This is a genomic window from Paenibacillus sp. HGF5, from assembly GCF_000204455.1.
Taxonomy (GTDB): Bacteria; Bacillota; Bacilli; order Paenibacillales; family Paenibacillaceae; genus Paenibacillus_AQ; species Paenibacillus_AQ lautus_A.
Map to the genome: position 1 here is coordinate 24021 of NZ_AEXS01000032.1, position 15921 is coordinate 39941.

General features: G+C 48.3%; 11 protein-coding genes. 4 read left to right on the plus strand and 7 right to left on the minus strand.

All coding sequences use genetic code 11. The features are described 5' to 3' along the window. Window positions 1–235 precede the first annotated feature (235 nt). A complete protein-coding gene (locus tag HMPREF9412_RS05995; protein WP_009590501.1) occupies window positions 236–3067 on the plus strand; it encodes a hypothetical protein in 2832 nt (943 codons plus the stop codon). A gap of 129 nt (window positions 3068–3196) precedes the next feature. Here the strand turns inward: HMPREF9412_RS05995 and HMPREF9412_RS06000 are convergent, their stop codons facing one another. Further along, entirely contained in the window at window positions 3197–4213 is a 1017-nt protein-coding gene (locus HMPREF9412_RS06000; RefSeq protein ID WP_036671446.1) for a phosphotransferase, read from the minus strand. Between the two features lie 316 nt (window positions 4214–4529). After that, window positions 4530–4928 (minus strand): GTPase RsgA, encoded by a 399-nt coding sequence (gene rsgA, locus HMPREF9412_RS33230; protein WP_254664007.1) that lies wholly within the window; start codon window positions 4926–4928, stop codon window positions 4530–4532. Window positions 4929–5542: 614 nt separating this feature from the next. Here rsgA and rarD point away from each other — a divergent pair. Further along, the gene (rarD, locus tag HMPREF9412_RS06010; RefSeq protein ID WP_009590489.1) at window positions 5543–6421 is read left to right on the plus strand and encodes an EamA family transporter RarD; all 879 of its coding nucleotides are present in this window, start codon (window positions 5543–5545) and stop codon (window positions 6419–6421) included. A gap of 173 nt (window positions 6422–6594) precedes the next feature. On the opposite strand, the gene HMPREF9412_RS06015 is transcribed toward rarD, so the two are convergent. From HMPREF9412_RS06015 to HMPREF9412_RS06030, 4 genes are all read right to left on the minus strand, one after another. Further along, window positions 6595–6981: a hypothetical protein gene (locus HMPREF9412_RS06015; RefSeq protein ID WP_009590498.1), complete on the minus strand. Its 387-nt coding sequence runs from the start codon at window positions 6979–6981 to the stop codon at window positions 6595–6597. A 420-nt stretch (window positions 6982–7401) separates the two neighbouring features. After that, the gene (locus tag HMPREF9412_RS06020; protein WP_009590485.1) at window positions 7402–8292 is read right to left on the minus strand and encodes a carbohydrate ABC transporter permease; all 891 of its coding nucleotides are present in this window, start codon (window positions 8290–8292) and stop codon (window positions 7402–7404) included. A 65-nt stretch (window positions 8293–8357) separates the two neighbouring features. Continuing rightward, entirely contained in the window at window positions 8358–9248 is an 891-nt protein-coding gene (locus tag HMPREF9412_RS06025) for an ABC transporter permease (protein ID WP_009590468.1), read from the minus strand. A gap of 97 nt (window positions 9249–9345) precedes the next feature. After that, window positions 9346–11046, minus strand: a complete 1701-nt coding sequence (locus tag HMPREF9412_RS06030; RefSeq protein ID WP_009590499.1) for an extracellular solute-binding protein — start codon at window positions 11044–11046, stop codon at window positions 9346–9348. A gap of 364 nt (window positions 11047–11410) precedes the next feature. On the opposite strand from HMPREF9412_RS06030, the gene HMPREF9412_RS06035 reads away from it, so the two are divergent. Together HMPREF9412_RS06035 and HMPREF9412_RS06040 are read left to right on the plus strand one after the other, a co-directional pair. Beyond that, window positions 11411–13156, plus strand: coding sequence for a sensor histidine kinase (locus HMPREF9412_RS06035; RefSeq protein ID WP_009590491.1), 1746 nt, complete (start codon window positions 11411–11413; stop codon window positions 13154–13156). Further along, entirely contained in the window at window positions 13153–14577 is a 1425-nt protein-coding gene (locus tag HMPREF9412_RS06040) for a response regulator transcription factor (protein WP_009590474.1), read from the plus strand. The genes HMPREF9412_RS06035 and HMPREF9412_RS06040 overlap by 4 nt, the downstream gene beginning before the upstream one ends. Window positions 14578–15229: 652 nt before the next feature. Here HMPREF9412_RS06040 and HMPREF9412_RS06050 read toward each other — a convergent pair. Next, a partial coding sequence (locus HMPREF9412_RS06050) for a sensor histidine kinase (RefSeq protein WP_009590475.1) occupies window positions 15230–15921 on the minus strand: 692 nt, incomplete at its 5' end.

Sequence of the window (15921 nt, forward strand, 5' to 3'; positions counted from 1 at the left end):
CTCAGGACGGAGATTGCATGCCGAGGACAGATGGCAGGCAAAACAAGAGGTGTGTCGACGGACAAGAACATGGCCCCATTGAAAAGTCGCTAATTTAGCGGCTTTTTTGTTTATCGGTAAAAATTTTATTTACATGTATTTTACTTGTATACGAATGAAGGGATATGTTAAGATGAGAGCGTAATGAAAGCGTTTACTATCCGTTTAAAAATTTATTCGCAAAGGGGAGAGTTTAGTGAGAAGCAAGTGGAGGAGCCGGATTGCCGCTGCCCTAACAGTCATCATGATGTTCGCAAGTATCGAGTGGGCAAAGTCGATCACGTATGCAGCAGACGAAGGATTGACCAACGTTATGATCAACGGCGGCTTCGAGGATTCTGAAGAAGATGGACGCTTGCCGGGCTGGCAGCCCGATGAAGACGCTGCTGTCATTACAGTAAGTGAGTCCGTGTACGCAGACGGGGAACGAAGTCTTCAAGTGGAACGCCTGTCGCTCGGCGCAGGCTACGGAGTTGTGAGCGATGCATATGCCGCCCAACCATTCGGCAATGTCATCATGACAGCAAGCGTGCTATCGGATGAAGGACAAGGCGGCAAAGCAGACCTCAGGTTTTATGATGCAGGCGGTAAGCTTGTCTCCGTAGTGAGTGGCCTGGTCGGTGAACCATCGGGCAAATGGCAGAGTTTAAGAGTGGCTGCTTCTGCTCCGAAAAATGCAGCGGAGGTCAGGGTAGCCTTTGATTTTAATGGTGACCGAACCGGCAGATATTTCGTGGACAGCGTCACATTGGAGTCGCAGGCTTCCTTCCCGTACTTAACGAATTTAGGACCGCAATCTTCAAGTTTAACCTTAATGACGGCTGCATTCGGTAAAGATAGGAATGGTCAGGATGCTTTGTTTACGGTCGCACAGGGTGATCCGGCACAACTCATCGTGATGGATGTTGCTTCGAAACAAGTGAAATCCACTCATCCACTTGTTGCGCTTGACGGGAGCAACGTTTCGGCAGCTTGGGCGATTGTGACAGCCTCCGACGGAAAGGTATACATCGGAAGTACGCCGAACGGAACGTTGTTTCAATATGATCCGGCAGAGGATAAGCTGCGTGCCATCGGGAAACCTGTTCCTACCGATACCGTCATCTGGACGCTTGTAGCCGGGGAAGATGGCAAAGTGTATGGAGGAACAGGATATTCCCAATCGCTGTTTGAATATGATCCCGTTACCGACCAGACTCGAATCCTTAAATCCTTCAAGACTTCATCGAAAGAGGCTCATATCCGCAGCCTTGCTTACGATTCCGATCGTCAAATGATCTATGTGGGGGGAGCCGACGTCGCTAAGCTTTATCAATACGATCTTGCTAGCGGCACGTCGATTGCGCTTCATCATCCTGAATTTAACGGTAAGACTTCGGTTTACGATCTCCAGTATGCAGGAGGTAAATTATTCGTGCGCGTGGATCCCGGACCGGTAATGTTCGTGTATGATCCCGATACCGCTAGCTGGCTCGTTAACAATAATACAGCCTATAATGCACGAGGATTTTCACCGTTATCGCCTGACGGCGGAGAGGTATTCTACACCTATTACGAAACCCTTCCAGGTGGCACGCAGCAATGGTCTCTCTATTCATACGACTTGAGAACGGGAGTTTACGGCTCGCTGGGTGTCGATGTCAAAGGAGCAGGCGTAGCTTTTGGTTATGTACAGCTGGACGAGGCAAAGTATCCGGGCTGGACATTAGTCGGATTGGCCGGAAATGGCGGAAGAGCATTTTATTACAATCTGGAAACCGGTTTGATTGAAACGCCAGAGCTTCCATTTCCGGCACAGTTTGTGGAATTGTTTAACATCGGGAAAAGCACAGACGGGCAGATACTGTCCTCTGGCTTCATTTCAGGAGGGGGAATGGGAATTTACTCGCCAACCCGTAACGAGACCGAGCATTATCCTCAAATCGGCCAAGTCGAAGGATTCGGTTCCTTGAACGGGAAAATGTATCTCGGCGTTTATCCTAGAGCGACTATCTTTGAATACGATCCAGCCAAACCATGGAATCGAACGGACCCATCAGAACCGAATAATCCGCTGCGGCTTGGTCAGCTGGGTTCAGAGCAGGACCGGCCCGTTGCCATGCTCGGGGTCGAGGAAGAAAACCTGTTATATATCGGTTCTTATCCAATCGCAGGCAAAACAGGCGGGGCTCTTACCGTCTACAATCCCGTTACCGGAACGTTTGATGTGAAACGTGACATTATATCCGGACATTCGATCAATTCGTTGCTTTACAAAAATGGAAAGTTGTTTATGGCCACCGGCTCGATGACAGGCGGAGAGGGGAAGCTTGCCATTTACGATACAGCATCCGGCCGAGTAGAGATGGAACAGATACCTGTTGCGGGCAAAAAAGCAGTAACCTCTTTGATATGGGGCCCGGACGGTAACATTTGGGGAATGGCGCTAGGGTCTCTGTTTATCTATGATCCGGAGCGCCAAGAGATTATTTACAGCGAAGATATGTTCCCTGCAGCAGATTATGCACACAGCAATCCCCGCTTAACCGTTGGAACCGACGGCAATGTGTATGGTACCATTTATACGGGATATGTTGCTGACCATACGTACACTAGCAAAATGTTTAAGATTGACGCTGCAAGCAAATCGCTGTCCATCTTGTTGGAGAGCAATGCGGAAAAACTGGCCCAGGACGATTTTGGCAACTTATATTTCAAATACGGCAGCGAGCTGATGAAGTATAGCGATCCGAATCTGGTCGTGCAGCTAGACAAAGTACAGCTTGAGGCTGAATCGCTCCAGCTTCACCCGGGAGATGAAGTCGGTTATTCCTACAAAGTATCCCTTGATAAAGGAAGAACGACTAAGGAGTTATCCGGCGCAGCCATTGAGTATTTGAGCAGCCGTCCGGACAAGGCGGAGATCGACCCGAAAGGAAAGATTATCGCCAAGCATCCGGGGCAAGCCGAGTTGTCGATTCGAATTACATTGAACGGGGTAACGGTTGAATCCAATAAAATCAAGGTGAAAATAACCGGCCCTTTTTAAAACGTGTATGTTATAGCAAAATGAGATGTTATCACGAGCTAGCTGCCGGGGACGATCAAATGGGAATTTAATGAAAGAAACTCCGAAAACCCACTATATTCAAGGGTTTTCGGAGTTCTTTTTTTAGAGTCAACCCAGTACAGGGGTGGTCTTCATTTCATAGATTTTTTGGAGCGTATGGAAATGCTTCGTCTTTTCGTCATCGTCCTCTGTGTGGAGATACCACTCCACAAGCCTGTATCCGAAGCCGAGAAGGATCAGCTCGTAGACGCAATGTTCGGTGATAGGGGGAACATCCGCATATTCTGAAAAGCCTTTGTAATACGCGGGGACACATCGCTGGTAGTTTTCGACCATGTGATCGATATCCGCTTCATCCGCAATCAGGCTTGCGAGATCCTCGCCCAGGTAGCCCCATCCGGATGTATCCCAGTCAATGAGTGCGATTTTCTCGTCGGCATAGATCAGGTTGGTCACCCAGAAGTCCCGGTGGCATAGCACGAGAGGCAATTTTTCGATGCGATCGAGAATCTCGTCTGCATGCTCATCGATGTCGATGATCATTTGCCGCACGTGCTGCGGGAAATCGCAGTTCTCCGAGCGTATATAATCGTAGACGACCGGCCAAGACCGGTAATGGAGATACGTATTCTTCATGAGATCCGCATGGCTCAGGTTGGTCAGGCTCTGCAGCACGGCGGGCTGCTCCGCATACAGCTTGCCTTGATAGCGTCCTAACTCCAGCGCAGCCTGTTCATACATGTCAACGGTCAAATCTAAACCGGTTACGCCATCGATATATTCCAGCCACAGCTGGAATTCATTTTCCTCGGCATTGATCTCGGCGTGATAACATGTCGGCCAGCGGAAGGCATCCGAGAACGTCGCTCCCAAGTCAGACGCATAAAGATCATATTCCCGGCGCCATGAACCGGGATCGCCGTAACGCTCCCATTTCTGCTGGATTTTGAGCACGATACGGTACGGCCATTTTTCGCCATCCGCGGTATCGGCGATCCCCGTTACCAGGTACACATTTCCCACAGTTCCGCCCTGTAACGGCTTGGTTTGGCAGTCGGCCGAGATGATATCCTTCTTGAACTGTCGGCTCAAGGCATTGATCAGCGTTTCGAATTGAATATTCATATCTTCCATCCTCCATCCTCCGTTTTTTTTCGTTTGCTTGCTCCACATGGCGTTCGTTTTGTTTCGAGCTCTCTTGTCGATGAGGTAGCTGGTTTTATCCTGGACATGCTTGTTCTCATGCTGCCGGGCCACATAATGCTCCCACCGTTCACGCGGCAATGAACCGTCGGCAAGCGCGGCAAGAACGGCACAGCCCGGCTCGGCCTGATGGCGGCAATCCGTAAATCGGCACTGCGGGAACCATGCCTCCACATCGGTAAAGCTTGCGTGTAGGCCTTCGTCTGCATCAATCCCAAGCTCACGCATACCCGGCGTATCAATGAATGACCATCGTACCGGAGGGCAGCATGAACAGCTGACGGTGCGTTGTCGTATGCCGTCCCCGGCTGTCGACCTCCCGGATTGCCTGAACCTTCATTACGTCCTGTTCTATCAACGCATTGAGCAAAGACGATTTACCAACGCCGGACATGCCGAGAAAGACGACCGTTTTATCAGGCATCAAGTAGGGATCGAGTTCGTTCATCCCCAGGCCTGTATGATTGCAGATCGCGTGAACCGGTACATCGGGGATGATTTGTGTGACTTCTGCGAGCAGGAGATTATAATCTGGGGCGAGATCAGCCTTGGTCAGAATGATGACCGGCTGGCCGCCGCTCTGCCTGGTTTGTGTCAGATACCGTATGATACGGGTAGGGTAACATTGAAATCCCAATTCAGAGAAGAAAGGATAAATACATAGTCAATAAGCCGCCTTGAATTGCTTCTATTTCTGTGTAGCCATAAGTTTTCAAATCCATCATGGTTTTTTGATAGCTCCTTTAATGTTGTTTTTGGACGCAAAAATGCCACGGACAAGCAGCCTCTAAAGAAGCTGCTGTCGCGCGGCATCAGGACGCAAAAAAGATACGACCTTCATCGTATCTCGCAAACAGCAATATTCACGAAAGGTTACTTTGAATGGCATACCAAATAATACGGGCGTTGTCCCGCTTTATTCCCGTATGCCTGCTATTCAGTTTTAAGACCAAACCACCATATAAGTAGTCGCCATTAGAACACATCTCCCTTCGTGATAGGAACTAGCTTATCGCTAAGCTTTCTATAAAATAACCTATTTTGGAAAAATAATCAATGACTAAAAGCGCAGAATGTGCCAGCTTGCTCCATCGGGTCTGCGAACGAACGGAAAACGATGGATCAGTATACAACTAGAATCGAACAAGAGCGTGACTGTCTGCTATCGGACACGAATTATTTGCTTTACTTAAGCGAGGATCGAGGCGTATAATCCGTTAAGACATCGGAGCTAGAAGAGGAGAAATCATAATGAACAATGGGTTGGTTAACGCTATTATCGCGTATATCATGTGGGGGGTTCTCCCGCTTTATTGGAAGTTGTTTGAAAATGTGCCGGCAGGCGAAATTCTGTCGCATCGGGTTGTCTGGTCGTTCGTCTTCATGGGTATTCTCGTCGCCGTCCAGCGACGCTGGGGAGACATGAAGCGGGTTGCGGCTAGCCGCTCGCTCCTGCTGTCGCTCGCCGCCAGCGGACTGCTGATCGCTGCGAATTGGCTCATTTTCATCTGGGCGGTCAACAACGGCCATGTTGTCGAGACAAGTCTCGGCTATTATTTGAATCCGTTGCTGAACGTACTGTTAGCGGTCGTCTTCCTTCGTGAAAAGCCTAACCGCGGCCAATGGCTCGGGATTGCCATCGCTGGTGCCGCGGTGCTCATCATCGCCATCGACTACGGGCGGTTCCCGTGGGTCGCGATCTCGTTGGCCGTATCGTTTGGCTTGTACGGCCTCGCGAAGAAAAAGATCGTGCAGGACGCTTCTGTAGGCTTGTTGTCGGAGACGGCTGTAATCCTGCCCGTTGCGCTCGGTTACTGGATCTATTTGGCTGCCGTGGGCAAGACGACGGCATGGACGCTGCCTGCGCCGGTGTTCGTCGAGCTGCTTCTTTCCGGCGTGGTAACGGCGCTGCCGCTGCTCTTCTTTGCGCGGGCGGCCGCCCGGATGGCGCTATCCACGCTCGGCTTCGTACAATACATCGGGCCGACGATCATGCTGTTACTGAGCATATTCGTGTTCAAGGAATCGGTCTCGCCGGTTCTGCTTATCGGCTTCGCGCTCATCTGGACAGCGCTCGTTGTATACGCTGTGGCATCGGTTCGCAGCACGAAACTCGCGAAGGCGAGCTGACGGTAAGGGCGCCAAGGTACAGATATAACGGCCATTTTCGTCCGATAGGGGCGGAGATGGCCGTTTTCCGTTACATATTCCGTTTCTCTGAAGTTGCTGACGTCTGCGCCGATGATAATTACATTGTCAAGGATTCGAGAGATGGCGGGAAGAGATATCAGTTATATCAGACGTTAACGACGAAGTGTTTTGGCAATGAATCCAACGATGAATCCCCAAATCGCATTTATAGCAAAGACACTTACAAGAGCAAACGGATTAGTTAATGGACCTTGTAATTTTCCATCAAGAAGCGGAGAGACTATGCCGCTAAGGATGACGGCATATAAGGCATAACTCATACCCGCAAAAATAAGAATGACCACTGGAGAAGCGGGTTTCTTAATTAATACGATAACCAGCCAAGCTAAGGAGATAAGGATCGTCATGAGAATGCTGCCGAATTGTTGTCCGATCAGATCCATGATCCCCGTCATCTTCATAATGGGTCTCACTAGAGCTAATGCGCCAAGTCCAAGAATAAACATCAAATTTTCTTTCATGATATCGATCGTTTTCATTATAAACAATTCCTTTCTGGTGTGATGGAACGATGTGAGGACCAAAATTCTTGATTTTCTCGAAAGCGGATGGGGCGGCCTAATGTTCATTTCTGAATTTCTAATCCGTAGCGTTCTTGTTTACCGTTATAAAATAACAAATTCATGTTGTGAACTTATGACGATACATTGTGTTTTACGTGAAATTTCGTCTGTTTGAAATCTTTATGAAAAACTACCATTCGAAGGTCAGCCATTAAGGGGATATTTGTAGAATTAAAAAAAGACAACCAATTAATGAGGTTGTCTATACATAGGATAAACAATGCACATGCGATGGGAGGAAGGATTCGTACTCCCTGCGCCTGTTTTCAGTATATTTTTATATTAATGTAAAGAAAATGGCACGGATCTCTGAAAGCTGTTTCATGGGTGGGGGAGCTACTCTTTAACCGAACCCAGCGTAATTCCGTGAATGAAGAAGCGCTGGAGGAACGGATAGACGATGAGGACAGGCAGCATGGCGATGAAGATCTTGGCGGCATCGAGTGTCCGGTTGGATAACTCAGACAAGCGACGGTACTGATCCTCGGACATCGTCGATGGATCGACCGAGACGACAAGCTGCTGGATATACGTTTGGAGTGGATAGAACTGCTCACGGGACATGAAGATCAGACCGTACAAGAATTCATTCCAGTGATACACGATACTGAACAGCGAGACGGTCGCCAGCACCGGCACGGCCAGCGGGATATAGATCTTGTACAGGATGTACCATGGTCCCGCGCCGTCGACAAGGGCGGCTTCGTCCAGCTCTTTGGGCAGGTTGCGGAAGAAGTTCATCGTGAGGATGACGTTGAAGACGAGTGTCTGCGCACCGCCGACCAGGACAAGTGCCCAGATGCTGTTCAGCATGTTGAGCTCTTTGACCGTCAGATACAGCGGGATCAGACCGCCGTTGAACAACATCGTGAAAATGAGAATCCACATGAACACATTGCGTCCCTTGAACTCTCTCGCTGTCCGCGAGAGCGGGTAAGACATGAGCACAACCATGATAAAATTGAGCATAACCCCCAACAGCACTCGCTGGGTCGAGATCCAGAAGGACCGGAAGAACTGTTGGTCATTAAGAATCTGGGCGTATGCGTTGAGATTGAAATCGACCGGCCATAGCCAGACCTTACCGGCCGCAGCGGCAGAGTTGGAGCTAAGCGAAAGGGAGAGGGTGTACCAGATCGGCAGGATGCATGACAAAGTAATGCCTATCAGGACAACAATTAGTATAATATCCGTCACACGGTTGCCGAACGTCCGGTCTCTGACCACGGTCAGCACCTCCTACTCTAGTTGGAATGGGATGGGTTTATATAGCTTTGCAACAGGATGAATCCTTAGAATATGCGATAGTTAACAAAACGGTAAGCCAGATAATACGAGACGGATATCAGCAGGAAACCCACAACGGACTTCAGCAGGCCGACGGCGGTCGCAAGTTCATATTGCAGGTTAAGCAAACCTGTTCGATAGACCCAGGTATCAATAATATCACCTGTAGAATAGACGAGCGGGTTGTACAGATTGAAGATCTGGTCAAAGCCCGCGTTAAGCACATTACCCAAGCTGAGAACCGTGAGCAATACTGCTGTCGTGCGGATCCCGGGCAGCGTGATATGCCAGAGACTTCTCCAGCGTCCTGCTCCATCGATGTTGGCAGCTTCGTACAGTGCCGGGTTGATCCCGGTAAGCGCGGCAAGATAGATAATGGTGCCAAAACCGAATTCCTTCCAGACGTCACTGCCGACAACGAGGAACGGAAACAGCTGGGAATCGGCGAAGAACAGTTTGGGCTGGAATCCGAACAAGGCAGTCAGTTGATTGACGGGTCCGTTATAGGAGAACAGATCGAGTACAATGCCCCCCAGAATAACCCAAGACAAAAAGTGGGGCAGATAGACGATAGTCTGAATCCAGCGTCTGAGAATCATCAGACGCAGTTCATTGAGCATGAGTGCAAACAACAGTGGCGCAATCAGATTGGCGACAATCTTCATGGACGCGATGACAAGCGTATTGCTGAAGACTTCCTGTGTATCCTTCAGCAATAACATATATTTGAAGTGCTCAAGCCCTGCCCAATCCGAGCCCAGGATACCTTTGCCTGGATTAAAATATTGGAACGAAATGATGATGCCGAACATTGGAACGATGCTGAAGACGAACAGCCATAGAAATCCCGGGATCAGCATCAGATAATAATGTTTGGCGAAGCCTTTCATACGCATGACAGCACTCCCTTCCCCCGAATCTTGCATCGAGTGTTCCAGAGCTCCTGACGGGTGCCGGGAGCTCTGGCTATGTGGTTCTTAGTATGCCTTAAGATCACTGCGCAAGTGCGTCCTTAACCTCCTGGGTAATCTGGTCGCCGCCTTGACGTTTCCAGTTCTCGACGAAGGAGTCGAATGTCTCCAGTGGAGCAGCACCCATGATGATGCGCAGGAAAGTTTCGTCCTCTAACTTGCGCAGATTCACCCAACGGCTCTCCATTAACGGTGTCTGCTCATACAGAAGACTGGGCACCTCCTCAAACTCGGTATCAACCAGCGGCCTGCCGCCCACCATGATGGAGTACGATCGAGTCCATGCTCCCCAGTTCGCTTCAGGGTTCCATGTTGAAAGATCCATAGAATCGTAAGGCTCGTTTTTGATCGTCTTGATGCTTGCGATGTCCGAAGGCAGCAGTTTGTAGGCCTTGTCATTTGCAAAATCCTCGGCGGTTTTATTGCCTGCCAGCACATCACGGAGGGCTTTGACTGTAAATTCAATTTCGTCGGATGGTGCGTATACCACGCGGAGCGGGTAGTAACCAGGACCGCCTTTGCTCGGGTCAAAGGTGTTCTCTTGCTCGTTTTTAAACAGATTGTTTAGCAATTTCATAGGAACTTCCGGATGCTCGTAATCTTTCCGAACCACCACAAACTCAGTAGAAGGTGTAGCAGCATGTGGTCTAAATTCGCCATTTTGATTCAAAGGCAGAGCATAAGCCTGCCAATTGGCTTCGGCATCATTTTTTACGGCATTGGTTAGCGGGCCGTAAGCCATCCACCATGGCGCAAAGAACATTCCGGATTTTCCGGCGATAATGGGCTCATCTGCTTTGTTACGAACCCCCATCTCTGGATCAATAAGTCCCTTGGAATACAAATCTCTTAAACTAGCTAACGCCTCACGAGTCTCCGGCAGGATTGAGCCGTATACAGGGCTGCCATCCTCGCCCTCGAGCCAGTATCCAGGGAAGGAGTCATGCGCGGAGAAGATTGCGTCAAAACCGTATAAATTGTTCTTCGACTCAAGGAAGTTCGCATACAGCTTGCCACCACTTTCGGGTCCGGTGATCCCAATCGTATCGCGCTGACCGTTACCATCAGGATCTTTTTCGACGAAAGCACGGGCGACTTCCTCAAGTTCTGCCATCGTGGTTGGCGGTTCAAGGTTCAGCTTATCCAGCCAGTCCTGCCGGATCCACAAGAGGTGAATGCCATCGGCATTGGCTTGCACACCCGGAAGGGCCATCATTTTGCCATCGAATGTTACCGCATCTAAGGCAGCACCGTTGGTGTTTTCAATGATTGTCTTTATATCCGGGGATGCATATTGTTCATACACCTCCGTTAAATCGGCAATTTGGTCGGCTTCGACCAATTGGCGCAGCTCAACGGCATTGACGACCATAGCATCCGGCAAATCGTTACTTGCAATAGCGAGACTAATTCTCTGACGAAGATTCTGCCCAGAGGCAGCAAATTGATGATCGACGTCCACATTAAGCGCTTCCTTAATCTGACGAGTGTATTGATTGTTGAGCGGCGTGTCGCCAGGAGGCAATTCATTATCGGTGGGATCGATTTCAATACTGATGCTGATCTGGACAGGTTCTTCGTAGCGGCCAAATGGATCGGCGGGTTCGCTTGACTCCGCGCTTTTCTCCGGTGCAGCCGGCGTGTTATTCGTCGTATTGCTGCAAGCTGCTAGAACGAGAAAACAGGCCAGTAACAGCGCTAACGTTTTTGACATGTTTTTCATAATTACACCCCTTCTTTCAGATTAATGGAATAACTATTCGTATGGACCATTTAACTGTAACACAATGAAACCGCCTTCAAGGATAGAAGGTGGTTTCTTAATGAGGGGGTCATATGTACAAAAATTTACGGCTGTTGCGGGTGGTTGGACATTTCACACACTAAGGAGAAGACATCTGTCTACCCGTGATTTTTTCAATTGAAAGATAACGGCTTTGGCACCTGATTTTTTGAAATCTCTGCTCAATAATCATTTTAATTTGTGTTATATTCTAGAAAGATTTTCCCGACTATTTCTGATTATGCACGTCATAGACCATATGATTCAAAGAGAGGAGGAGCCAATAATCGATGGGGATGAAACGATGAAACCGGAAAAGGATTGGAAGTCCCGCCTGAAGCGATTGACCTTGAAAAATCGAATTCTTTTACTGTTTGCCGCAGCAACATTGATCCCTTTCATCTGCACCTGTTATCTGTCATACAACACCATTACATCCATTCTGAATACGAAGCTGCAATCCGGCATTCAAAGCAATTTAAAGCAGGTCCGATTGTCGCTTGAGAACACGCTGGACAACCTGAATCACGTTTCCCAACAACTGACCTTTAAGGGGAATGTCGGTAGGCAGCTTGAGAAGTTTTTGATGGCGAAGCAGCCGTACGACCGGAGTTATCTGACGGATGAAATCAAAAACCAGCTGAATCTAATCACGTTCACCAATCCCAATGTCGGGTTAACGCTGTATTATCTACGCGACGATCAGACCACTCTTTTTGAGAATACAGGCATGAAACAGCCATTCGATATCGATGACCTTCCCATCCTAGCAGCGTATTATGGCATCACCTATTTTGGACCGCATATCAGTAAAGATCGATTCAACAATCAGTATGTGCTTTCCGCCTTGAGAAAGGTTGATTTGCCGGAGAGGGAGGATGCCTATGTCTACATTGAGTCCGGTTTCAAGCTGACGCAGAGCATTCTTGATTTGGATGAAGTCAGCAAGCATACCAATCATTTAATACTGGACAACAACGGAAGAATTTCATACAGCGAGCTTCAAGATATCTTTCCTGAAAATTCATTTTTTTCGGACTCTCTAGCGCCTTCCCTGGTGACAGGTATTACGTCCGACTATTATTGGTATCGACAAGTCAGCAATCAGGGCTGGAGTGTGGTCTCGCTTATTGCGAAATCCGACTACAACCGCGAGAAAAATCGCTGGATGATACAGATGCTGGGGCTGGCGCTGCTGTTCGCTGTAGTTAGTCTGTCGATTGGCTGGCTTCTATGGAAAATGGTGTACCGGCCGCTGTCGCGCTTTAATAAGGAGATCAAATCGATTGCGGGCAGCAATTTTAATGCGGCTGCCACGCAATCGCGCATCCCGGAATTTGAGATGGTGTTAAACCAATTTCAACATATGAAGGTTCAGATTACGCAGCTGTATTCTGAAGTCAAGGCCAAGGAGAAGCGCAGAGCGGATCTGGAGATCGAGAAGCTGCAGTATCAGATTAATCCGCATTTTCTGATGAATACGCTAGATACCGCGCACTGGCTAGCCGTTATGAACGGTCAGGAGGAGATCGACAGGCTTGTCACTTCGTTAAACAAACTGCTTTACTACAATCTCCGCAAAGGCAACAGTGTCGCGACCATCAGGGATGAGATTGATTCACTGAAGCAATATCTCATTCTCCAGCAGATTCGATACAATTTTCAGTTCGATGTCAATATTCACGTGGACGACGCATTACTCGAAGTGACGGTTCCTAGATTCATTCTGCAGCCGTTGGTTGAAAATTCGCTGTATCACGGGCTCGATGATAACGGCAGAATCGAGGTGGTGGTTAGAAAGAATGACAGACTTGAGATCGAAATTCGAGATAACGGTGGGGGGATCTCTGAGGAAAAGATTGAGGCATTGCTTGAGCAGGAACAGACTGAGCGCCATCGAGTGGGGATGGGAATCGGACTGAATTATGTCAAACGAATGTTAGAATTTCATTACGAAGGGAAAGCGAGTCTTACGGTAACAAGCGAGCTTGGCAAAGGTACCCGCATCATCATTTCGATACAAATCGAGGAGGAGAATTTAACGAAATGATCCATGTTCTCATCGTAGACGACGACAAGCTTGTACGTAAGGGACTGATGTCTTTTTTGCCATGGGAATCGTTCGGAATGAGAGTTGTAGGCGAAGCTGCCAACGGGGAGAAGGCGCTCGATTTTCTGAAGGCGAATCGGGTAGATCTGTTAATGACCGATCTGGCCATGCCGGTGATGTCGGGCATCGAATTAATTCGGGTTGTGCGCAAGCAATATCCGAATATCGCGATCGCCGTGCTGACTCTTCATCAGGATTTTGAATACATCCAGGAAGCGCTTCGACTGGGTGCCATTGATTACATTGCCAAGGTAGAGCTTGAAAAAGAACAGTTCGAAGAAGTGTTTCAGCGCATTCACTCCCGCATTGTGGAAGTGAAGCAGAAGCACAAGAATGAGTCGGATTCGATAGTAGCGGCTTGTTCTTGCGATACGGCCTATGCGCTATTGACGTACCCGGATGAGCCATTAACAAGCAGAATGGTAGCGGATTGCGTTTCATTGGGCTGGATAGCCGAAGCGGATGGATCCGTTCTGATGTGGCTGACGGATCTTTCCAAGGAGGTTCAGTCTCATGGCAATGACGATGAAGACCCGTTGCCGCCGATTCCAGACGGAACGCGCAGCACCGGATGGCATATGGTACGACTACGGCATACAGCCGATTTATCTCCATCCGAGCTGCTTCAACGAATACGGGCCTACAGGAGCAGAGATTTTTTCTACGACTGTGACGGCAATGAGCCCTATCCGATCGAGAAGTCTGTCATGGAGCTGACGGCGGAACTTCCTGAACCGGGAGAAGAAGAGACCGCCACTGTGAAGGAATTACTGCACGCCTTCACCTGGGTCCATGACGATGAAGCCTTTGATAAGCTTTGTAGTCGATTGAAAAAACTGCGTATACCCGTCTCCAAGCTAATGCAATGGATCTATGGCTGTATGGTTGACTGGAACCGGCTTTATAGAGCGATACAACCTGATGATATCAAGATGCCTGATACATTTACGTGCTGGCGGGAGGTTGCGGACTGGCTGAAACAATTCAGGGAAAATGGGATAACGCTATCAGGCAGCCTGCAGCTGAGCCCCGAAGTGAGCGGCAGCATTATGACGGCGGTCAAAATCGTGCACGACGAACTTGAGTTTCCGTTATTCGCTATCGATGTCGCGAAGCGGGTCAATCTGAGCCGAAGCTACTTCTATCAATGTTTCAAAGAAATCGTTGGCTATTCCTTCAATGAATATCTGCGCAAGGTACGGATCGATAAGGCGAGGGAATACCTGGAACAGACGGCCAGGCCAATTGTCTGGATTGCCAAGCAAACCGGATACGAGGATGAGAAATATTTCAGCAGAACTTTTCGAGAGCAGACAGGCATGCTGCCGAGCGAATATAGACAGCGGTATAAGGCGAGGTAGGCACTAGTTAAACTCCTGAAATACTAAAATTATTTTGTTACAAACAATAACTGTGATAAAATGTAATTATCAATAAATGGAAGGGATTGATATTATGAACTTATCAATCTTAGCTTTTATTTTTGTTGGGATCATCACTATCTATGCTATTGCATTTACAATGATAATTAAGCTACTTGGCCGGAAGTTTAAAGACAAATCCAACATGTATTTTCTATATGCATCGATTATCTTGGTTATCCAATCATATCTTATAATTAAGGATTTTTTAGGAAAACAGCCTCTAAGTTCAGTCAATACTTTATTCTTCTTAATGGCGTTCATGCTGATTTTCCAAGGAATAAAACGAAAAAATCAAATATGTAGCAAGATCAATAAGCCACTTGGAAAGGAACCAGGTGGCTTATCTTCGTCTACAATTTTATCAAATATGATAAATATAATAGCCCCCCATTTTTACAAACGCATACGGTTTCCTGATTCATTATTTTGTACCGATTGCCAAAATGGACAAGAGCTTTGTATTTTTTAGCGTTTAGGATGACAAAGATGGAATATTCGTCAGTCAGCGGTGACCAATAATAGATTAATTTATTGAACATAAATGGGATTCCTGCAAATTTGTATGCCGGGTTATCACCTTTTATAAACATCATTGCCCTATAGGCAGAAAAACGGTAAATTTAGTACCTTCATCAGACTGACTCGCAACGCGGATGAACCCGCAGTGGGCTTTTACAAAATGATGAGCGATAGATAACCCGAGCCCCGTACCGCCTGTATGCCTCGAGCGCGCTTCGTCTACGCGGTAAAATCGATCGAATAGGTGGGGCAGCTCTTCCGCCGGTATTCCGATGCCGGTATCGATCACCGAGACACATGCAAAGAACGCATTCCTTTCAAAGACCCGGTCTTCGATTTTAACAGTAATCTTCCCTCCACGAGGCGTGTAACGAATCGCATTAGTCAGCAAATTAATGAAAACCTGCGTGATCCGTCTCGCATCGGCCATAACGGTAACCGGACTCGAAATCGTATAAAGACAAACGTCTAATCCGTTTTCTTCCGCTTCGTATTTCACGTCGTCCACAATTCGTTCTAGGTGCATCGCAAGATCGAGCGGTTTACGTTCGAGCGACAACCGGCCCGATTCGGCCAGCGACAATATATGTAGATCGTCCACAAGCTGACTGAGCCGGATTACCTCATCGTGAAGCCGAAGCAGCATTTCCGGGGGAACATGATGACCGGCCTGCTGATAATTCTCCAGTTTAAGCTGCATCACGGAGAGCGGCGTGCGAAGCTCGTGAGCAATATCGGCCACCAGTCGCCTGCGGGTCTCTT

Excerpts from the sequence above, each read along its gene's own strand:
- HMPREF9412_RS06040 (WP_009590474.1), top strand. The coding sequence starts at position 13,153 with ATGATCCATGTTCTCATCGTAGACGACGACAAGCTTGTACGTAAGGGA.
- HMPREF9412_RS06035 (WP_009590491.1), top strand. The coding sequence starts at position 11,411 with ATGAAACCGGAAAAGGATTGGAAGTCCCGCCTGAAGCGATTGACCTTG.
- rarD (WP_009590489.1), top strand. The coding sequence starts at position 5,543 with ATGAACAATGGGTTGGTTAACGCTATTATCGCGTATATCATGTGGGGG.
- HMPREF9412_RS06025 (WP_009590468.1), bottom strand. The coding sequence starts at position 9,248 with ATGCGTATGAAAGGCTTCGCCAAACATTATTATCTGATGCTGATCCCG.
- HMPREF9412_RS06000 (WP_036671446.1), bottom strand. The coding sequence starts at position 4,213 with ATGAATATTCAATTCGAAACGCTGATCAATGCCTTGAGCCGACAGTTC.
- HMPREF9412_RS06030 (WP_009590499.1), bottom strand. The coding sequence starts at position 11,046 with ATGAAAAACATGTCAAAAACGTTAGCGCTGTTACTGGCCTGTTTTCTC.
- HMPREF9412_RS06015 (WP_009590498.1), bottom strand. The coding sequence starts at position 6,981 with ATGAAAACGATCGATATCATGAAAGAAAATTTGATGTTTATTCTTGGA.